19 protein-coding genes and 1 riboswitch are annotated in these 18,833 nt (G+C 47.5%); of the genes, 5 read left to right on the forward strand and 14 right to left on the reverse strand.

Going from position 1 to position 18,833, the window contains the following annotated elements; translation table 11 throughout:
- The first annotated feature begins 53 nt into the window (after window positions 1-53).
- Window positions 54-1,283 carry an anhydro-N-acetylmuramic acid kinase gene (locus tag ACFQRK_RS20495; RefSeq protein ID WP_379010000.1) on the forward strand — a complete coding sequence of 410 codons (1,230 nt, stop codon included), beginning with the start codon at window positions 54-56 and terminating at the stop codon, window positions 1,281-1,283.
- An 18-nt stretch (window positions 1,284-1,301) separates the two neighbouring features.
- Here the strand turns inward: ACFQRK_RS20495 and ACFQRK_RS20500 are convergent, their stop codons facing one another.
- Genes ACFQRK_RS20500 through ACFQRK_RS20515 form a run of 4 tightly spaced genes read right to left on the reverse strand, consistent with a single transcriptional unit; the run spans window position 1,302 to window position 4,002 of the window.
- Window positions 1,302-1,976 carry a DUF2461 domain-containing protein gene (locus tag ACFQRK_RS20500; protein ID WP_379010001.1) on the reverse strand — a complete coding sequence of 225 codons (675 nt, stop codon included), beginning with the start codon at window positions 1,974-1,976 and terminating at the stop codon, window positions 1,302-1,304.
- A gap of 48 nt (window positions 1,977-2,024) precedes the next feature.
- Window positions 2,025-2,834 carry a phosphatidate cytidylyltransferase gene (locus ACFQRK_RS20505; RefSeq protein ID WP_379010002.1) on the reverse strand — a complete coding sequence of 270 codons (810 nt, stop codon included), beginning with the start codon at window positions 2,832-2,834 and terminating at the stop codon, window positions 2,025-2,027.
- A 6-nt stretch (window positions 2,835-2,840) separates the two neighbouring features.
- Window positions 2,841-3,062 carry a DUF2007 domain-containing protein gene (locus ACFQRK_RS20510; RefSeq protein WP_379010003.1) on the reverse strand — a complete coding sequence of 74 codons (222 nt, stop codon included), beginning with the start codon at window positions 3,060-3,062 and terminating at the stop codon, window positions 2,841-2,843.
- The gene (locus ACFQRK_RS20515; protein ID WP_379010005.1) at window positions 3,043-4,002 is read right to left on the reverse strand and encodes a CPBP family intramembrane glutamic endopeptidase; all 960 of its coding nucleotides are present in this window, start codon (window positions 4,000-4,002) and stop codon (window positions 3,043-3,045) included. The genes ACFQRK_RS20510 and ACFQRK_RS20515 overlap by 20 nt, the downstream gene beginning before the upstream one ends.
- A gap of 124 nt (window positions 4,003-4,126) precedes the next feature.
- On the opposite strand from ACFQRK_RS20515, the gene ACFQRK_RS20520 reads away from it, so the two are divergent.
- Window positions 4,127-5,317 (forward strand): aspartyl protease family protein, encoded by a 1,191-nt coding sequence (locus ACFQRK_RS20520; RefSeq protein ID WP_379010007.1) that lies wholly within the window; start codon window positions 4,127-4,129, stop codon window positions 5,315-5,317.
- 19 nt (window positions 5,318-5,336) lie between these two features.
- On the forward strand, window positions 5,337-6,431 hold the full coding sequence (locus tag ACFQRK_RS20525; RefSeq protein WP_379010008.1) for a DUF2157 domain-containing protein: 1,095 nt from the start codon (window positions 5,337-5,339) through the stop codon (window positions 6,429-6,431).
- A 10-nt stretch (window positions 6,432-6,441) separates the two neighbouring features.
- Here ACFQRK_RS20525 and ACFQRK_RS20530 read toward each other — a convergent pair whose 3' ends face one another.
- The 6 genes from ACFQRK_RS20530 to mqnB all read right to left on the reverse strand — a co-directional run bounded on the left by ACFQRK_RS20530 (window position 6,442) and on the right by mqnB (window position 11,254).
- Window positions 6,442-6,972 carry a YceI family protein gene (locus ACFQRK_RS20530; protein ID WP_379010010.1) on the reverse strand — a complete coding sequence of 177 codons (531 nt, stop codon included), beginning with the start codon at window positions 6,970-6,972 and terminating at the stop codon, window positions 6,442-6,444.
- Window positions 6,973-7,089: 117 nt separating this feature from the next.
- Window positions 7,090-7,506, reverse strand: coding sequence for an OsmC family protein (locus ACFQRK_RS20535; protein ID WP_379010012.1), 417 nt, complete (start codon window positions 7,504-7,506; stop codon window positions 7,090-7,092).
- 17 nt (window positions 7,507-7,523) lie between these two features.
- Complete coding sequence (locus tag ACFQRK_RS20540) at window positions 7,524-8,690, reverse strand: trans-sulfuration enzyme family protein (protein WP_379010014.1); 1,167 nt, start codon at window positions 8,688-8,690, stop codon at window positions 7,524-7,526.
- 79 nt (window positions 8,691-8,769) lie between these two features.
- Window positions 8,770-9,210: a DoxX family protein gene (locus ACFQRK_RS20545; RefSeq protein WP_379010015.1), complete on the reverse strand. Its 441-nt coding sequence runs from the start codon at window positions 9,208-9,210 to the stop codon at window positions 8,770-8,772.
- Between the two features lie 174 nt (window positions 9,211-9,384).
- Window positions 9,385-10,371: a pyruvate dehydrogenase complex E1 component subunit beta gene (locus ACFQRK_RS20550; protein ID WP_379010016.1), complete on the reverse strand. Its 987-nt coding sequence runs from the start codon at window positions 10,369-10,371 to the stop codon at window positions 9,385-9,387.
- Between the two features lie 100 nt (window positions 10,372-10,471).
- Window positions 10,472-11,254, reverse strand: coding sequence for a futalosine hydrolase (mqnB, locus tag ACFQRK_RS20555; protein WP_379010017.1), 783 nt, complete (start codon window positions 11,252-11,254; stop codon window positions 10,472-10,474).
- Between mqnB and lpxK the strand changes: the two genes are divergently transcribed.
- Together lpxK and ACFQRK_RS20565 are read left to right on the forward strand one after the other, a co-directional pair.
- Complete coding sequence (gene lpxK / locus ACFQRK_RS20560) at window positions 11,218-12,282, forward strand: tetraacyldisaccharide 4'-kinase (RefSeq protein WP_379010018.1); 1,065 nt, start codon at window positions 11,218-11,220, stop codon at window positions 12,280-12,282. The genes mqnB and lpxK overlap by 37 nt on opposite strands.
- Window positions 12,283-12,323: 41 nt before the next feature.
- A complete protein-coding gene (locus ACFQRK_RS20565) occupies window positions 12,324-12,863 on the forward strand; it encodes a 5'(3')-deoxyribonucleotidase (RefSeq protein ID WP_379010020.1) in 540 nt (179 codons plus the stop codon).
- A gap of 85 nt (window positions 12,864-12,948) precedes the next feature.
- Here ACFQRK_RS20565 and dnaA read toward each other — a convergent pair whose 3' ends face one another.
- The 4 genes from dnaA to ACFQRK_RS20585 form a co-directional block, all read right to left on the reverse strand.
- Complete coding sequence (gene dnaA / locus ACFQRK_RS20570; RefSeq protein WP_379010022.1) at window positions 12,949-14,376, reverse strand: chromosomal replication initiator protein DnaA; 1,428 nt, start codon at window positions 14,374-14,376, stop codon at window positions 12,949-12,951.
- Window positions 14,377-14,611: 235 nt separating this feature from the next.
- The gene (locus ACFQRK_RS20575; RefSeq protein ID WP_379010024.1) at window positions 14,612-15,004 is read right to left on the reverse strand and encodes a transmembrane 220 family protein; all 393 of its coding nucleotides are present in this window, start codon (window positions 15,002-15,004) and stop codon (window positions 14,612-14,614) included.
- 79 nt (window positions 15,005-15,083) lie between these two features.
- Window positions 15,084-15,179, forward strand: a riboswitch (TPP riboswitch).
- Window positions 15,180-15,232: 53 nt separating this feature from the next.
- Window positions 15,233-18,109 (reverse strand): aminomethyl-transferring glycine dehydrogenase, encoded by a 2,877-nt coding sequence (gene gcvP / locus ACFQRK_RS20580; RefSeq protein ID WP_379010025.1) that lies wholly within the window; start codon window positions 18,107-18,109, stop codon window positions 15,233-15,235.
- 115 nt (window positions 18,110-18,224) lie between these two features.
- Window positions 18,225-18,707, reverse strand: a complete 483-nt coding sequence (locus ACFQRK_RS20585) for a hypothetical protein (protein WP_379010026.1) — start codon at window positions 18,705-18,707, stop codon at window positions 18,225-18,227.
- Between the last annotated feature and the right edge of the window lie 126 nt (window positions 18,708-18,833).

An 18,833-nucleotide genomic window follows, 5' to 3' on the forward strand; every position in this document is an offset into this window, starting at 1 on the left:
ATGTGTACGATCTTCTAAACAAGATTAAACTTTCCCAAAAATAGAATTATATCATGAAACTGCAAAATAGCTACCTTTATTCCCGAATGAATAAGTGGATCGAGAAATTATACGCGATTGCCGAGGGTAAACAACGCGTGATTGTCGGCCTGATGTCGGGTACTTCCCTTGACGGGCTGGATATTGCCCTTTGCCGTGTCACCGGAGAAGGTATTGACACAAGGCTATCCCTACTCCGATTCGACACCAAACCTTACGATGACTTATTTCGGAACCGTATCCGGGAAATATTTGCCAAACGAACGATCGACCAACAGGTATTCAGCGGATTACATGCATGGGTCGGTCAGGTACACGGCGAAATGGTTAAAGAAACGTTGAATGACTGGGGCGTTCACTACAGAGACGTCGACCTACTCGCCAGTCATGGACAAACGGTTTATCACGCTCCCCAAACCTTCACCGGTAACCTTGATTATCCGAACAGCACCTTACAGATCGGCGATGGCGACCATTTGGCTGTGACTATCGGAATCATTACGGTGTCCGACTTTCGGCAGAAGCACGTCGCTGCAGGTGGGGAAGGAGCTCCTTTGGCTGCCTATGGCGACTATTTATTATTCACGGCCGAAAAAGAAACCCGCGTATTACTCAACATCGGTGGCATTGCCAATTTTACGTTCCTCCCCGCATCCAATTCCAAAAAAGCCTGTTTCGCCACGGACGTAGGGCCGGGAAATACCTTAATGAATCAATATATGCAGATGAGACTAGGTATGGAGATGGACGAGGATGGTCGTATCGCAGCCGCCGGAACGGTCTGTAAACCCCTCCTTCAAACGCTGCTCAGTCATCCTTTCTTCGATCTTCCCTTTCCGAAAACCACCGGCCCCGAGTTATTTAATCTTCGTTACCTCTTCGAAGCACAGCAAGTTACTAGAACGGCGGATCTCCCCGAAAAAGACGTAATGGCCACACTGTGTGCTTTTTCGGCAACCGCTATCGTTGCGGCTATCCGGCGGATACTGCCCCTTGCCGGCGTTCCGCGAATCTATGTAAGCGGCGGCGGGTTGCATAATCCGACACTGATGCAACAGATCAAGGCCGGGCTTACCGATTTCTCGATTGCCCCCTTCGACCGGCTTGGATTGCTTCCGGACGCTAAGGAGGCTGCGCTGTTTGCAATATTGGCGAATGAAACGGTAGCAGGCAATGCGGCAAATGCCGAAGCGCTCGCTAATGCTCCTGCGGTATGCATGGGGAAAATTAGTTTTCCCGAATAGTCAGCAAATGTGGGCGCTTTATTCGTGGCCCAACGCCTGATGAAGGAATAGCTTAAACCGGTACATCCGGCGGAACGCCTGAAGAACCCTGTTCAGCCCGTCCGCATTCGATAGCTCAGTGTCTTTGAAGGATTCGAAGGCCGTAAAACTCTTCAGTTTGATCCATTCTATGTAAGGATGGTCCTCATCATATCCTGCCGGTGCCCGTTTCAGTTTATCCTGTAAATCCAGTCGACAATGTGCTTTAAAGGCTGCCTCCTCCAGGATGTCCGAAAGCTCGGCGCCGTTATAGTCAATTTCCTGTCGGATGGCCGCCAAATGATCCTTTTCCGGTCGCCAATACCCACCGGCGGCAAAGCTATTACCGGGTTGGATATGAAGATAGTATTCCGGACCGTTCAGTTTACGGCCCGCGGTGGATATACCAGCGCCAAGCCAGGTCTTATAAGGTGTTTTATCCTTGCTGAACCGCGTGTCGCGATAAATCCGGAACAAACACTTCGATACGGGGATATCTTCCGAAATGTACCGGTCACTTTCGGCAAGACCTGTTATGATTGCTTGGGTAAAGTCTTTCATATTCTGCCAGGCCTTTTCATAAACGTCACGGTTTTGTTGGAACCATTCTCGATCGTTGTTTTCCTTGATAGCCGCAAGAAAACCGAACGTGTCCGGATGTATGGATAATTGCATAACTCTTATTTTTTAAAATTAGCCGACGCTTTGCAATGACATGAAACCTTAAGCAGACATGAAGATCTTAAGTAACGCGAATACTGCTGGAGCAGCCAACAACAATCCGTCAAAGCGGTCGAGCAGTCCCCCATGTCCCGGTAACATCGCTCCCGAATCCTTTACCTGTTGGCTTCGCTTAAGCATGGATTCGACCAAATCGCCAAACGTGCCGAATATCGAAACAAACAATGCCATGCCCGTCCATTGCCAAACATTCAGGGCAGTAAAATAATGGCCCAATATCAGCGAGACAACCAGCGCAAGGAGGATACCCCCGATAAGCCCTTCCCAGGTTTTTTTCGGCGAAATCCGTTCGAAAAGTCGCCGCCTTCCCAGAAATCTTCCCACAAGATAAGCTCCTGTATCATTACCCCACAGAATCAACATGAAACCCAAAGGAAGCCGATAGTCGTAAGTACCGCTGAGAAAACCCAACGAGAAAAACGCCAAAAAAGGTAAAACGACATAGATAACACCTAAAAAGGTGCACGCAATGCTTGCAAAGGGTTTATCTAACCCCTTTTTGTAAAGCGCAGTAATAAATATAACAGTGGCTAGCGGGACGATCCCAAAAAGGAAATTAGGCGAAAGATCACCTAACTGATACCCTGCATACAGTCCGAATGTAAGCACTCCTAACGAAACGCCGAGCAAGGAATCGGGTTTATCATGGGCACCCGCCACAATCCGATAAAACTCATAAAGGCAGCAAGCGCTCAGTACCACAAAAAAACCGGCGAATAGATAGGCATTCAGTACGATCGAAGCAAGGACAACAATAACAAAAAAAAGGGCAGTAATTGCTCGTGTTCTCATGGCTGCTTATCCTTCTTCATTAGCCCTGTAATCGCTATCCGCCAACAACTCCCGCGCAAGTGACTCATTCGACTGATGCACGTACAATTCAATCTGGCCAAACCGATAAGACGAATCTTGCTTATTGATGATCACGGCAGGTACCTCATGCGCTTCCAGCATTTGTTTGATAATCTCCGCCTCAATGGGGTTGGGAGTTGCAAACAATTTAATCCAGTGTTTTTCCATAACTCCGTGTGGTTTGTTGGGTAGCGATTTTATGGTATTGGTACAGCAGGACAACGGTAAGTACAAAACTCATAAAATAAAGATAATTGGGAACTTGCTGTGAAAAGTCCAATTCGTCGAGCGACTTTCCTTGTCTTTTTAAGTAAAACGCCGCAATGGTAGCGGTGGCGTTGTTGATAAAGTGAGCCAACACAGGAAGCCAGATACTTTTTCCCCAAAATAACAAGTATCCAAATAGGGCTCCCAGTAACATCCTTGGCAGAAAACCATAAAATTGCAGGTGGATGGCACTGAAGATAATGGCCGTTATCCAGATAGCCGTGTGGGGACTTTTAAACCAACGTGTAAGGATACCTTGAACACAGCCCCGAAAGAGGAATTCCTCGCCCACCGCGGCGATAACCGCGACGACAATCAAGCTGGTTAGCAGTCCGGAATACGTTGTGTCAGACAATAGCAGATTCGTCAATCGCTCCTGCTCTGCCTCCTTGGCCTTCATCCAATTTTCTATTTCCGAGAGTGCCCCTGGAAGCCGCATCTGCTCATTTAACTTAATGGCTTGTTCAAAGATGGGGGCAGCGAAGAACATAATGGCAACCACCATGAACCACAGAGAAGGGTTCACGCTTGTTTTAAAGTCCAAATAGGTATGTCGCCGCTTTTCGGCAATCCCCAACAATAGTGCGGGCAAAACAAACATGCCGATGCTCGACCCAGCCTGTACGATTTTCAGGAATCCCACATTGCCCGTGCTTACCGACAACGCATCCCCCAGATTTCCCGCGGAAATCCCCATAGCGAGCAATCCTATGAAAACGGAAATTGCTCCCAGCACAATTGCCCCCGAGAATGCCAATAGCAAGAGCAGAATCAGCGATTTAGCGGGGTGGTTTGCTTCTTGATCGGAGGCACCTCCGTGGATAGTACGTTGTTCGATCATCAGGCGTTTTTCAATTTGGGGATGAAGATACGGATTGCAGCGGACACTAGGAAACGTGCGGTGATGTTGTGTATGACCGCGAGAAAGCGTAAGTTTGAAATTAACTTACAAATAACGGGCTCACATGAAAGCCTCCTTATTTCTGCTTCCATGGGTAATGACCAGCTGGCTTTCAGCAGTCGCTCAAGAAGAGTATGTCTCCGCTCCCTCACAAACCCTTACCATTGTTCCTTTTTCACTGGCTGCCGAAAGTGTAATCCTCATAAAAGCAACCCTGGTTGGCCATGCGGATACGCTGACATTTATTCTGGATACCGGTAGCAGTGGCATTTCGCTGGATTCCGCGACCGCTGGTTCACTCGGGCTGACACCCGTGGCATCGGAAATAAACATAAGGGGGATCGCTGGCGTGCGGAAGGCAGAATTTATTTACAATAAAAAGCTAAAATTAAATGATTTGACGGTCGACAGCCTGAATTTTCACATCAACGACTATGAATTTTTATCGTACGTCTATGGTGTACGGATAGACGGCGTGATCGGTTACTCCTTGCTGAGTAGGTACATTCTGAAAATCGATTACGATATCCGTGAGATCGAGATTTGCTCTCAAGGAACCCTCCGATATCCCCGGGGGGGACACCTGCTGAAGCCCTTTATCCGGACACTTCCGGTTCAGTCGGCGCGTATCCGCGACCATCGAAAAATAACCTCCCGCTTTTTGTTCGATATCGGAGCCGGCTTATCCCTGGTGTTGTCGGAGGATTTCGAGCAGGACAGCCTGGTTCTTCGCAAGAAGCGCAAGCGATTTCCCATACAAGCTCACGGCGTAGGTGGAAAGCTGACAATGGATATGACACTCGTAAAAGATTTCCGGTTGGGGCCGTACCGCTTCCGCAAAGTTCCTACGATGGTGTTTGCCGATGAATTTAACGTGACATCCTATCCCTACCTTGGCGGATTAATCGGCAACCAGATCCTCAAACGCTTCAATGTGATTTTCAACTATCAGCGGCGGGAGATTTACCTGAAACCCAATACGCTGTACCGCGAGCCTTTCGAGTATTCTTATTCCGGCATGGAACTTTACTTTATGAACAACGTGACTGTTATTGGCTCAATCGTCAAAGGTTCTCCTGCAGAACTCGCAGGACTTAAAGAAGGGGATGTCTTGATTGCCATCGATAACAATGCGAGCCAAGATTTTATGCAGTATAAAAAGGCACTGATGTCTGCAAAAAAGCAGGTAAAGTTGATCATCCGGCGCGAAGAAGAGTTGATCGAAATTCCCCTAAAGCTATTGAGTGTTTTGTAAATTTTATAAATTGTCTACTGTGAAAAAACTGGATGTCAACAGGCATGAAAAGGAAACGCTGGATGAGGCCATTCGTTATTGGCAAGAACACGGTTTGATTGAAAAGACACAGGCCATTGAACTGGGTAACTCCTACGAGCTGAAAGGGTTCGATTGGAAGCGATTGGCGCAATATGCCTTTTGGGTGGCGCTATCGTGTGTGGTCCTTGCCTTTCTTTCGTTATTTGCGGATAAAATGGTGTTGCAATGGATCGAGAAGCTCTACGATACACCAGATGCCGTAATTTGTATTTTCTGCTTCGCGTTGGCCGTATTGTTTTATGGATGGGGATTCAAAAACAAACGCAAACATCCACAAAAAACATTTAGCAACGAGGCGCTTATGGCATTGGGTGTTTTTGCTACCGCCACATGTATAGGCTACCTAGGCAAAATCATAGACAAGGGGTCGGGCCATTTCTCCTTGCTATTCCTTGCGTCGGTGGTTATATATGGCCTGCTATCGGTTAAATTGACATCGAAACTCATTTGGATATTCACACTGATTAGTTTCGGTATTTGGTTTGCTACGGAAACGGCTTATCATAGCAATTGGGGGTTCCGGTTCTGGGGTATGAATTACCCCCTTCGTTTTACCCTATTCGGGGCAATCGTTACCGCATTTGCACTCCTCTGGCAACAGCACATTAAGCCGATTGCCCCTTTTCAGTCAATCACCTACATTATTGGCCTCGTTTATTTGCTCGTGGCCTTATGGCTGCTCTCCATTTTTGGCAACTACAGCGATCTGGATAAATGGGCCGAAATACGCCAATGGCATATTTTCTATTGGGGCTTATTATCTACGGCCGTATCGCTTGCCCTGGCTTGGTATGGGCTCAAACGCGGCGACTATATTGCACGGGAATTTGGCATTGTCTTTTTGATCATTAACCTATACACACGTTTTTTTGAATATTTATGGGACAGTCTTAACCGAACAGTTTTCTTTCTATTATTGGCCGTTTCGTTTTGGTACATTGGCCGTTGGGCGGAGCGCATTTGGAGTAAAAGCGAAAAAAGAAAGCCCTTTAAGTCTGCCGTTCAACAAACTTACAAGGGCCCGGAAAAATAAGATGCGACGATTACTGTTTTACGAACTGTACACTCGCTTGTATTTTCACCTCATCGCTGACAACCACGGCACCCGCTTCGGTCACTGCGCTCCAGGTAAGGCCGAATTCTTTACGGCTGATTTTGCCGGATACTTCAAAGCCGGCCTTAAAATTACCATATGGATCCATCACCGTACCACCAAATTCCACCTTGAAGGTAACGGGCTTTGTCACATTGCCAACCGTTAAGTCACCATTGAGGAGAAACTCATCACTACCTTTTCCTTCGATAGACGTTGAGGTGAATGTGATCTGAGGATATTGTTGAGCATTGAAGAAATCTGCCGATTTCAAGTGCTCATCCCGCTGTGATTGGTTGGTATCAATACTGGTTGTATCGATACTGAAATCCACTTTACCCGTGGTAAAGTCCGTTTCATCATCCGTTACAACCGTTCCGTCAAAGGAACGGAAATAGCCGGTAACGGTTGTAATGACCAAATGCTTTACTTTGAATGCTACCTCGGAATGGGTAGGATCTAATTTCCATGTCGTTGCCATAAGCCTTAGTTTTTATATACAACACAAAAATACTTGTCAATGTTTAAACATTCATTGAACTAAGTTAATTTTTTGGTCGCTTAGCTTTTCCCCGGGAGCCCCTTTAGAAAACAACAATTAATGGATTTCGATGGAGTATGTGATGTTTACGCCGCCCGCAGCCAGCATATCGTGTACGGAACAGTATTTCTTTACGGCAAGTTCGGCTGCCTTTTCAGCTTTTGTTTGATCGATATCTCCTATTAAGCGAAAGGAGATGTGGATATCCGTGAAAATGTTGGGAATCGCCTCCCTGCGCTGGCCTTCTACATCAATTTTAACGTCGTCGATCTGCTGACGTTGCTTTTTAAGTATATTGACCAGATCCAAAGCGCTGCAGGAACCCAGTGCCATCAGCACCAGCTCCATGGGACGTACCCCCAAGCCTTCGCCGCCGATGCTGGGTGAGCCGTCGATGTGTACTTTTACATTCGCGGAATCACCGGTCCCCTCGAAGTGCACCGCATTATTTATTCGTTGAAGAGATATGTTCATAGCGTTTTTATTGACTACTACACGTTATCCAGAGCCTGCGTAATGTCCGTAATGATATCCTCCACGTCTTCCAATCCTACTGATATACGTATGCTACCGGGCTGGATGCCGAGCTGCAAACGCTCCTCCTCTGCTAATTTTGAATGGGTGGTAGAGGCCGGATGGGTCGCAATGGTACGTGAATCACCCAGGTTTGAGGTAATACGGGTCATCTTCAATGCATCGAGAAAGCGCTTAGCCCGGTCAAATCCACCTTTAATGACAAAGGTGACGATTCCCCCTCCGGCTTTCATCTGCCTAGTGGCCAATTCGTATTGGGGATGGGATGCCAGGTAGGGATAGCGCACGGCTTCCACCTCCGCATGGGCTTCCAACGCCTCGGCGACACGCAGCGCATTGCTACAATGACGGTCCATCCGCAAGCCCAGGGTTTCCAGACTCTTGGACAGCACCCAAGCGTTGAACGGCGACAGGGATGGGCCGGTATTGCGTATAAAAAACATTAATTCATCAATCAATGCCTTTTTCCCTACAACCACCCCTCCCAGCACACGGCCCTGGCCATCCATGTATTTAGTTGCCGAATGACTCACGAGGTCAAACCCATATTGAATGGGCTTCTGTAGGTAAGGCGTCGCAAAACAATTGTCAACGTTGAGAATGATCTCCGGATATTTTTCTTTGAATTTACCCAACCATTCCAAATCGACTAATTCGAGACCGGGGTTGGAAGGGGTTTCTAAAAAGATCATTCGCGTATTGGGTTGAATGGCTTTCTCCCAATCTTCTGGTTTGGCAGCGTCTACATAGGTAGTGGTAATCCCCCATCGGGGAAGTAGCTTAGTAAGCAATTGGTGTGTGGAACCGAATATCGCCCGACAGGAAACAATGTGATCACCGCTTTTGAGCAATGCGGCAAACGACGCGAATACAGCAGCCATACCCGATGAAAAAGCCAACCCCGCTTCAGCTCCTTCCATGGCACACACTTTATTGATGAATTCCGTGGTGTTCGGATTTGAATACCGGGAGTATACGTTTCCTGTCTCCTCTTCGGCAAAAATCGCCCTGCCCTGTTCGGCGTTGTCAAAAATGAAGCTGGAAGTCAAGTAAAGAGGTACGGCATGTTCCCGGTAGGGAGAGCGGTCGGCCTGCTCACGGATGGCCTTTGTCTGTTCGTTCATGTCCAAATTTCGTCAGACAAAATTAGCCAAAGTTGCGGGGATATGCAAATTCTCGCAAAGGCGCAAAGCACGTGGCTTTCTAAGCGTCTTGACGTCTTCCTCGCATCTGGTAGTCCAATGAATACGGGCCCGATCCGATCACAAAAAATACAAGCAATAAAACCAGGACCACGAGCGAAATCCACAATTCGGAGTTGAGAAATGACAGCCCGCGTGTAATGTTGACCAAAAAGACGGCTCCGACCAACACCGGCAGCTGAAATCCAACAGCGACGCGTGTGAGCAATCCGATGGCAATCAGTATTCCGCCTACCAAATGTGCGAACGCAACATAATGCACAACTCCCCAGGTATAAATCTGTACAGGGGTCTGTTCAATCAAGCGCCGCAACGACTCTGTATCAGCAAGGAAAGTAACGCCTTTAAGAAAGATAACAACGCCCAATACAATACGGAGTAGATCCAACCACCGGGGATGATGTGCGTCACCCCAATGTTCAATTCGTTCGATGACATTCATATTGACCTCCTTTCAGGTTAAACGGGTAATTTTAATCGGTATGTTACCATTATTGGCGTCCGTAAATCGCCCCTCTCAGGCAACGTTAACCGGACGTTAATCAGAGGAATAAACAAAAAAGCCTGTCTTTTGTTTGAGACAGGCCGATGTCAAAAAAAACAGACTGTATGTAACCTATTTTTTGATATACATTACTTCTTTAACCGCTTTCACTACCCGATCTATATTAGGCAAAGCAGCTTGAAGGAGCGTAGGAGCATAAGGCAGGGGCACATCTGCGGAAGTAATCCGCACAACGGGAGCATCTAAGTAATCAAACGCGTCACGTTGTACTTTATAGGCGATTTCTGAAGATATTGACGCCAATGGCCATGCTTCCTCTACAATCACCAAGCGATTTGTCTTTTTTACCGATTGGATTATTGCTCCGTAATCGATTGGACGTACCGTACGCAGGTTGATAAGATTTACATCTATTCCCTCTTTTGTCAACTCTTCCACCGCGGGCTGTACAACACGGGGCAGCATTTTTCCAAATGTTACGATGGTAACGTCCTTCCCTTCCTTCACGGTATGGGCTTTCCCCAGTTCGAGGTAATATTCTTCTTCCGGAACTTCGCCTTTATCGCCATACATCACTTCGGACTCCATAAAAATGACTGGATCCGGATCGATAATGGACTGTTTCAGCAGCCCCTTCGCATCGTATGGGTTTGCCGGAACCACCACCTTGAGCCCGGGCGTATTGGCATACCAATTTTCAAAATTTTGGGAGTGCTGGGCAGCCAATTGACCGGCATTGCCCGTAGGGCCACGAAATACCATTGGAATGGGAAATTGGCCTCCGCTCATAGAATACATTTTTGCGGCAGAGTTGATTACCTGATCAATGGCAACCAATGAGAAATTGAACGTCATGAATTCAATGATGGGTTTCAGACCGTTCATAGCGGCTCCGATACCGATACCGGCAAAGCCAAGTTCGGCGATAGGCGTATCAATGACCCGTTTGGCACCGAATTCTTCCAGCATACCTTGGCTCACCTTATAGGCACCGTTGTACTCCGCTACTTCTTCCCCCATCAAAAAGATCTTCTCATCTTTACGCATTTCTTCGCTCATGGCTTCGCGAAGCGCTTCTCTGAATTGTATTTCTCTCATCCGTTGTATATCGTGTCGTTATTTTCCAGCACGCAAACCTACTACAAATTATTGATATTTTAACCACTTCTGCGTGTCAAATTTTTGTGTTTTAGCGCCATTACGGGTTGAAAAATGCCTGTATCCAGCCATTAAGGTTTTCGATCGCGCGTGGGATTTCCCAGCCAGCTTTGTTACGGCGTTCGACATAATTTGAAACCGCGCGCACCTGCATGGCAGGTATACCCAACTGATCAGCAACATAAAAGACCGCCGCTCCTTCCATACTCTCGGTCTGCGGATTTAACCGTCGCACAATTTCGGATATCGTCACTGCATTACCATGTACCTTGTTGACCGTAATGCCCTGGCACTTGAGTAACCCGTTCAGCGCTGGGCACCCTTGACGGATTCCCTCAAAGGTATGCCGTCCGAGCCCCAGTTGCTCGCTGTCTAGAAAATCACCTCCGTCTTCCGCACCTAGTTCAGCAAAGGTATCTCGGTATATGCATACCACCTCGCCTAACGGAATTGAGCGATCAAAACTGCCCGCAATCCCAACATTCAGTATCAGATCATAGTGGGCAGTAGCCAGTTTGTTACCCAACGCAAAGGCCGTGGCAACCATGCCGGCCCCGGTTATGAGCACGTCTGTTCCCGCCCGCTGCCATTCCGGAATTCGAAGAAAGGGACCAACTTCTCCTTCTGTGGCCGCAATAAGCAATGTATTCATTCGCTTTTGACCACGAATATACGGAAAATCAGCCCATTTAGCGAAGTTTTCATCAAGCGTTGATTGCTTTTTAATAGATCGTGAGACATCGAAAAGCTTGCTTTCATTTGCAAACTTTTCTAAGTTTGCCAACGATGGCTTACCTGCGAGCGCTGTTGCTGCCTTTTTCATTACTATATGGATTAGCCATATGGATACGCAATCGACTTTACGATTGGGGATGGATGAAAGTCACGGCATTTGAAAAACCTGTCATCGTTGTCGGCAATCTCGCGGTAGGCGGTACGGGAAAAAGCCCGATGACCGAATACCTTATCCAATTGCTCTCTCCGCATTACAAAGTGGCCACCCTAAGTCGGGGCTATGGTCGGAAAACGCGTGGATTTTTAGCGGTTAAAGCGGACGACAACCCCGCTACCAGTGGCGACGAGCCCCTTCAGTTTAAGCGCAAATTTCCGTATATAACCGTGGCCGTATGTGAAAGCCGTGTTGCGGGTGTAAAGCGGCTGATCGCTGAAGGCCATGAAGTCATCCTGCTGGATGATGCATACCAGCACCGCGCATTGCGACCCGGCCTAGCTATCCTGCTTTTTGACTACCAGTCGGTCGATAAGCCCAAATGGTTGCTGCCAGCGGGCAATTATCGGGATCATTTTTCGGAGCGCCGGCGCGCCGACCTCATAATTGTTTCAAAAGCTCCTATGTTTTCCGACGAAAACAAAAAAATAAAACTCCGGCACCTACTCGGCGAAAAGCGAAATGTACCGGTCTTGTTTTCCGCCATAGGTTACCGGCAGCTCACCCCCCTGCGTCCCCATCCGGAAATGCCCGGGGCTATCCTTGAAGCAGACCTTTCTGTTCTCCTTCTGTTGGGCATTGCCAATCCGGCGCCCTTACACGAATACATTGCCGCAAACACCGGGGAAGTGGTCGAGTTGCGCTTTTCCGATCACCACTCGTATACGCCGGCCGATGTCCAAAACCTGATTCGCCGATTCGGCGAAATAGCGAATCCCCATAAACTTATTGTAACCACTGAAAAAGACGCCCAACGTCTCCTGATTCCTTCCCTCGTTAATTTGTTGGCCGACCTCCCGATCTATGTCATCCCCATTCAGGTGGTTTTTGACCCCCCGGATGAACGACTCTTCCAACAAACGGTGTTAACCTATTGCCGTGAAGCACTGGCAACCGGCTGACCTGCAAATTGAAAGTCGTGAATAAAGGTTATTTTTGCGCTATGAATGCAAATGATGAAAAGCCCCGCTTGATAATCGATATGGATGAGGTGCTGGCGGACACCTTACATAAATTTTTATTCCTTTATAATCGCGATTATGGAATCCGCATGGACATTCATCAGGAACCGGGAAAGGAACTGCATGAAAATCTTCCCGAACATCTAAACGGCCAATGGGAAATATATGCCCATCAAAAGGGTTTTTTTAGGGACATTCCACCGATGCCGGGTGCAATCGAAATCGTAAAAGCCTTGCAGGCTCGCTATCACGTTTACATTGTATCGGCTGCAATCGAATTTAGAAATTCACTGGAAGATAAATTGGATTGGTTAGCGGAGCATTTTCCCTTCATTCCCTGGACAAATATTGCCTTTACAGGCGATAAAATTATCGCGGCAGACATCATGATTGACGATCGAATAAAAAACCTGGCTCACTTCCCGGGTCGGAAGTTGCTCTTTTCCTCCCCTCATAATTTGCTTATTACCGGATATGAACGGGTAAACAATTGGCAGGAAGTAGCCAAATTGCTGCTTTAATTATACCGAAATGCCACAATTGTACCGGAATGCGCCCTAGGAAAAAGCAAAGGCGGCCATTTTCCGTCGACCGCCTTTTGCCCTCTCAACTGGTCTTTAATTTCTTTTGGATATCTTGCACATATGCCTTGAATTTTTTGTCCGTTTCAATCAGGTCTTCAACGGTCTGGCAAGCATAGATAACGGTGGAATGGTCACGGCCTCCAAAAAAAGCTCCAATGGATTTCAGCGAGGTTTTCGTATGGTTTTTGGCCAAATACATCGAAATCTGCCGTGCCTGGACAATCTCCCTTTTCCTCACCTTTGATTTGACCATTTCAACAGGCACCTCAAAATAGTCACATACCAACTTCTGAATGTAATCCATCGAGATCTCCTTATGGGTATTCTTGATGAAATTTTTCAGCATGGATTTGGCCAGGTTAAGATCGATCTCCTTTTTGTTTAAGGTGGCTTGAGCTAGCAAAGAAACCATCGCACCTTCTAACTCCCGGACGCTGTTATCGATTTGATGGGCGACATATTCAATCACATTGTCGGGCAATTCGATCCCGTCCGTATACATTTTTTTCTTCAAAATGGCCATCCGCGTTTCCAGATCCGGCACCTGCATGTCAGCGGAGAGCCCCCATTTAAATCGGCTCAATAGGCGCTCTTCCAGTCCTGCAAGATCCTTGGGCGGCTTGTCTGAAGTGAGAATAATCTGTTTGCTCGATTGATGCAAATGATTGAAAATGTGAAAGAAGATGTCCTGTGTCCGTTCCTTACCAGCAAAATTATGCACATCGTCCATGATGATCACGTCCATTGCTTGGTAAAAATTGACAAAATCGTTAATGGTATTGTTTTTCAGGGAATCAACAAATTGTTGGCAGAACTTCTCACAAGATACATAGATCACCAGTTTATCGGGCAGGTTGCGTTTAATTTCGTTACCTATTGCCTGAGCCAAATGGGTTTTACCCAATCCCACACCTCCATAAATCATCAGTGGATTAAATGATGTACCACCTGGCTTACTCGCCACGGCAAAACCCGCGGACCGCGCCAATCGGTTACACTCCCCTTCAATGAAATTATCAAAGGTGTAATGCTGATTCAATTGGGGGTCCACCTGCAACTTTTTGAGCCCCGGAATAACAAATGGATTTTTAATATCCTTATTGAGCGCAACAGGAATGGGAATAGACTGCTTCTTTGCCTCAGCTCCGTTTCCGCTCGAAGGAATATTGGTTGTATAGGGATTGCTGGTAGATGATTTCTCAACGACAATATTGTATTCCAGTCGTCCATTTTCGCCGAGATGTTTTTTAATCGTCTTGCGAAGCAGCCCCACATAATGTTCCTCAAGCCATTCATAGAAAAACAAACTCGGTACTTGAATAGTCAAAACGTTGCCTTCCAATCGTACAGCCTTAACGGGCTCAAACCAGGTCTTATAACTTTGTGCCGGAATATTATCTTTTATGATTTGCAGACAACTATTCCATACACTCGTGCTCGTTTTTTCCATTCGCTAATTCTTAATAAGTTGATTTACAATAAATGATCGAAAAAATGTTGATAACTTCTCCGTGAAACGAAGATGGCAAAAAAAAATCAGCTAAAAAATTAAAAATTAAAATATCAAATACACCCCTATTAATCAATGAATTAAGTGGGTTTTTTTGTAAAATTAGCCGCATAGAGCAACGTGCCTAAAATTTGTCAACATTCCATTTTCAATGCGATTTCATACATGAAAAACATCACGCATTTTTTAGGATTTTCGCCGATTTCCTTCCGGCTGTCAGCCAGTTTATAGCCAATACAATCAGCAGGATCAATAGCCCTCCCACTTCCCGTGTCTCCTCAATCCAAGGTTTGTCGGCTTTCATGCTTTGTACCAGGTCGCCTGTGTGATGATGCTGGAACCAATCGAGCACGCCATGTTTAAATATGAGGTAATAGCCAGCAAAACCCAAATAAACGACAACACCAAGCGCGTAGGTCCAAGGGAGATATCTGCCTTTTGTTGCCATGTAACATATCCAAGCGCCATATAAATAAATCGGTATCCAGATGTACGGGTCGGCATCGTTATACTGAAGGGCTGCGCTGATTAGAAATAGAATGCAAAATAAGATGTTAAAAATTTTCATAATCGGTAGGGTAAAAGCAATTAATCAAATTTACATAAAAACTTTGAAAACTTTTTGACTACTTGTTTGTCTTCTCAGTAAGATGTGCGGGGAGTGCTTGAGCCAATCAGGCTGAGATTACATCCCAGAACCTGATCTGGATAATGCCAGCGCAGGAAAGCACATTACGTACAACAAATGTTGTACAAACCCTATTCCGGCTATGGCTGGAATAGGGATTTTTTTTTGTTAGGCTATTTCCTCATAAGCATCCATAGGCGGGCAGGCGCAGATAAGCATTCTATCACCTTGCGAATCGTTAACCCGTCCTACGCTTGGCCAAAACTTATGATCACGTACGAATGGGAGCGGAAAGGCTGCCTGGGATCGTGTATAGGGCTTTTCCCAGCCATCGGCACTCACGGCAGCAATGGTATGGGGAGCACCTTTCAATAGGTTATTCGTCCGGTCAGACTGACCTTGCTCAATGGCGGCAATCTCCTCGCGGATGGCAATAAGTGCATCGCAAAAACGGTCTAATTCCGCCTTGGACTCGGATTCCGTGGGCTCGATCATCAGCGTACCGGCGACCGGGAAGGAAACGGTAGGTGCGTGAAAACCGTAATCCATCAACCGTTTTGCAATATCTCCCACCTCGATACCCGCCGACTTGAATGCGCGGCAGTCTAGAATCAACTCATGTGCACAACGGCCGTTGGCCCCAGCATATAGTATGGGATAATGGCTCTCCAAACGGGTTTTGATATAATTCGCATTCAAAATGGCATACTTGGTTGCGCGGGTAAGCCCCTCGCCGCCCATCATCGCGATGTAAGCATGTGAAATCAGAAGGATAGAAGCCGAACCCCAGGGAGCGGCTGAAACCGCACGGATGCCTTGTGTGCCGCTCACCTCAATAACGGGATGATTCGGCAAAAAAGGAACCAAGTGATCGGCAACTCCGATGGGTCCCATGCCCGGGCCACCGCCACCATGCGGAATGCAGAAGGTTTTGTGCAAGTTGAGGTGGCATACATCCGCTCCGATCAAGCCGGGGCTGGTTAGTCCCACCTGAGCATTCATATTTGCCCCGTCCATGTAAACCTGGCCGCCGTACCGGTGGATGATGTTACATATTTCGACAATGGGCTCCTCAAACACTCCATGCGTAGATGGATACGTGACCATTAATGCGCCAAGATTGGCGGTGTGCGTTTCTGCCTTCGCACGTAAATCTTCCACATCGATGTTACCTCGCTCATCGCATCTGACGACAACCACCTGCATTCCTGCCATACTAGCCGACGCCGGATTCGTGCCATGGGCGGATGCCGGAATAAGCACAACGTTCCGGTGGTCTTCACCCCGGCTGGCATGATAAGCCCGAATGACCATCAATCCGGCATACTCACCCTGCGCACCCGAATTGGGTTGAAAGCTTACTTTTGCAAATCCCGTAATTTCACTCAACCATTCATTTAATTCGCTGATAACCTGCATGTATCCTCCGGTTTGGTCAGCGGGGGCAAACGGATGCAGCCCGCCAAACTCGGGCCAGGTAACCGGAATCATTTCACTTGTAGCATTCAATTTCATTGTGCATGATCCCAATGGGATCATGGAATGGCACAAAGAAAGGTCTTTTGCTTCCAGTGATTTGATATAACGCAGCATCTCGTGTTCGGAATGAAAACTGTTGAACACAGGATGAGTCAGGTACTCCGAAGTTCGGTACAAAGGCTGTGGTATGGTTGAAACGGTATCGTCTGCCAAGGCGGCCAAATCCAAATCATTAATAGATCTGCCTTTCAATTTAGCGAATATCCGGATCAGGCATTCGACGTCTTCATACGTCGTCGTTTCGTCAATCGAGATACCTACAACGGTTCCACGATACAATAAGTTTATTTCATTGTTGAGCGCCTCGGCGTGCAAAGGCCCGACGAGCTCGCCCATTTCTATCCTAAGGGTATCAAAGTAACTGGTATTAAGCTGGCTATAGCCCAACTGTTGCAGCGCACGGTCTGTCAACGCGGCCAACCCGTGTATACGTTCAGCGATCCGCCGCAGGCCTTTTGGCCCATGGTAGGCCGCATAAAATCCCGCCATGATGGCGAGCAGCGCCTGCGCAGTGCAGATGTTGGAAGACGCTTTATCGCGTCGGATATGTTGTTCACGAGTCTGCAGCGCCATGCGCAGTGCATACTCCCCCGTAGAATCGATCGTCACGCCGATAATCCGACCGGGAATATTACGTTTATATGCTTCCTTGGTCGCAAAAAAGGCTGCATGGGGTCCTCCAAATCCCATCGGGATCCCGAACCGCTGCGTACTGCCCACTACCACATCGGCACCCCATTCGCCGGGCGAAGTTAATAAGGTTAAACTCAACAGGTCGGCCGCCACGCATACTGTGATATCGCGTGCGTGCAGTTGGTCTACGAGTGTCCGGTAATCGGACAAGGTGCCATCCTCGGCGGGATACTGAAGCAAGGCTCCAAAGACCGCATCCGTAACGGGCTCCTCAAACGGATTGCCCACGAGCAGTTCAATGCCGTATGATTGCGCCCGGGTGCGTAGCACGTCTAGAGTCTGGGGGAAAATTTTCGAAGAAACCAAATAAGCGTTGGCTGTTTTGTTCTTACGCAACCCGTACTGCATAAACATGGCCTCGGCAGCAGCCGTCGCTTCATCCAACAGAGAGGCATTAGCAATTTCCATTCCGGTAAGGTCAATGACCATGGTTTGGAAATTCAACAATGCCTGCAATCGCCCTTGGGCGATCTCTGCCTGATAAGGCGTATATTGGGTATACCAACCGGGGTTTTCGAACACATTGCGCTGGATTACGCCCGGCAGAATGACGTCATAGTATCCCTGCCCGATGTAAGATTTGAACACCTTATTTTTATCTGCCACCACTTTCATCTTGCGCAGGTAGGCCGTCTCCGTCTGCGCGTCAGGCAGCCGCAGCGATCGGGTAAACCGGATCTGTACAGGTAAGGTTTCGTCAATCAATTCATCCAGATGCCGGAGGCCGAGGGTTTCCAACATCGCTGCGGTTTCATCAGCGCTGGGGCCAATGTGCCGTTCTTCAAATTTTTCCTGAAAATATATCGTACTCATGTGGGTGTGCGCTACCTGGGTGCAGCCATGGTGCTTGCCAGCAAGCAAACGGTAGCTTTTCGCGTGCAAAGATACGGATTTGGAGCAGGAAATAAAAAGCGATGTTGGGGCAAATTTACTCGTTAGCGTTGGCTTCGGACAGCCTGTCCCGGATGTCCTTCAACTTACGAAGCAGTCTGACAGCCAGTGCGTTTTGCTGTTGTGCAGCTTCAGAATTTTCGTTTTCTAAACTAATGGTGTGTTCCCAGGCATGGTCCCGTACGGTAATAATATAAGCATAGCCATCGTAGGCAAGCCCGCCTTCTTGGATATCCAACTGCGTAAAATCACCGGTGCGAAGAATCTGCAACAACGCTTGATAGTCGGCCTCAGTGGTTGCTACCTCTTTGTTATACCGAATCTCATCGGTGCATCTTTCGTATGCAATATAGCGCATATTGTTCTTATCGACGGAAAGACTATCGTTTATCGCACACCAGCCCGCGAGTGTACGAAGCGATATGACCGGCTTGACCACCGATGCATGATTACTTTTACTGCACCCCCAGATGGATGGCGTCATCGCCGCTACAACAAGAACTAACATTACCTTTTTCATCAGAGACATGATTTAATTCTATAATCGGTTCTGATGAAGAAACGAATGACCGGCGCATTTCGCTACAAAAAAAATCACGGAAGCCTCCATGCCTTGACCGGCACCCGACTTCCGTGATTTTCTTGA

The organism is Parapedobacter sp. GCM10030251 (assembly GCF_042666505.1).
Taxonomy (GTDB): Bacteria; Bacteroidota; Bacteroidia; order Sphingobacteriales; family Sphingobacteriaceae; genus Parapedobacter.

Coding starts and splice junctions, on each gene's coding strand:
- ACFQRK_RS20495 (WP_379010000.1), top strand. CDS start 54: ATGAAACTGCAAAATAGCTACCTTTATTCCCGAATGAATAAGTGGATC.
- ACFQRK_RS20500 (WP_379010001.1), bottom strand. CDS start 1,976: ATGCAATTATCCATACATCCGGACACGTTCGGTTTTCTTGCGGCTATC.
- ACFQRK_RS20505 (WP_379010002.1), bottom strand. CDS start 2,834: ATGAGAACACGAGCAATTACTGCCCTTTTTTTTGTTATTGTTGTCCTT.
- ACFQRK_RS20510 (WP_379010003.1), bottom strand. CDS start 3,062: ATGGAAAAACACTGGATTAAATTGTTTGCAACTCCCAACCCCATTGAG.
- ACFQRK_RS20515 (WP_379010005.1), bottom strand. CDS start 4,002: ATGATCGAACAACGTACTATCCACGGAGGTGCCTCCGATCAAGAAGCA.
- ACFQRK_RS20520 (WP_379010007.1), top strand. CDS start 4,127: ATGAAAGCCTCCTTATTTCTGCTTCCATGGGTAATGACCAGCTGGCTT.
- ACFQRK_RS20530 (WP_379010010.1), bottom strand. CDS start 6,972: ATGGCAACGACATGGAAATTAGATCCTACCCATTCCGAGGTAGCATTC.
- ACFQRK_RS20535 (WP_379010012.1), bottom strand. CDS start 7,506: ATGAACATATCTCTTCAACGAATAAATAATGCGGTGCACTTCGAGGGG.
- ACFQRK_RS20540 (WP_379010014.1), bottom strand. CDS start 8,690: ATGAACGAACAGACAAAGGCCATCCGTGAGCAGGCCGACCGCTCTCCC.
- ACFQRK_RS20545 (WP_379010015.1), bottom strand. CDS start 9,210: ATGAATGTCATCGAACGAATTGAACATTGGGGTGACGCACATCATCCC.
- ACFQRK_RS20550 (WP_379010016.1), bottom strand. CDS start 10,371: ATGAGAGAAATACAATTCAGAGAAGCGCTTCGCGAAGCCATGAGCGAA.
- lpxK (WP_379010018.1), top strand. CDS start 11,218: ATGGCTTACCTGCGAGCGCTGTTGCTGCCTTTTTCATTACTATATGGA.
- mqnB (WP_379010017.1), bottom strand. CDS start 11,254: ATGAAAAAGGCAGCAACAGCGCTCGCAGGTAAGCCATCGTTGGCAAAC.
- ACFQRK_RS20565 (WP_379010020.1), top strand. CDS start 12,324: ATGAATGCAAATGATGAAAAGCCCCGCTTGATAATCGATATGGATGAG.
- dnaA (WP_379010022.1), bottom strand. CDS start 14,376: ATGGAAAAAACGAGCACGAGTGTATGGAATAGTTGTCTGCAAATCATA.
- ACFQRK_RS20575 (WP_379010024.1), bottom strand. CDS start 15,004: ATGAAAATTTTTAACATCTTATTTTGCATTCTATTTCTAATCAGCGCA.
- gcvP (WP_379010025.1), bottom strand. CDS start 18,109: ATGAGTACGATATATTTTCAGGAAAAATTTGAAGAACGGCACATTGGC.
- ACFQRK_RS20585 (WP_379010026.1), bottom strand. CDS start 18,707: ATGAAAAAGGTAATGTTAGTTCTTGTTGTAGCGGCGATGACGCCATCC.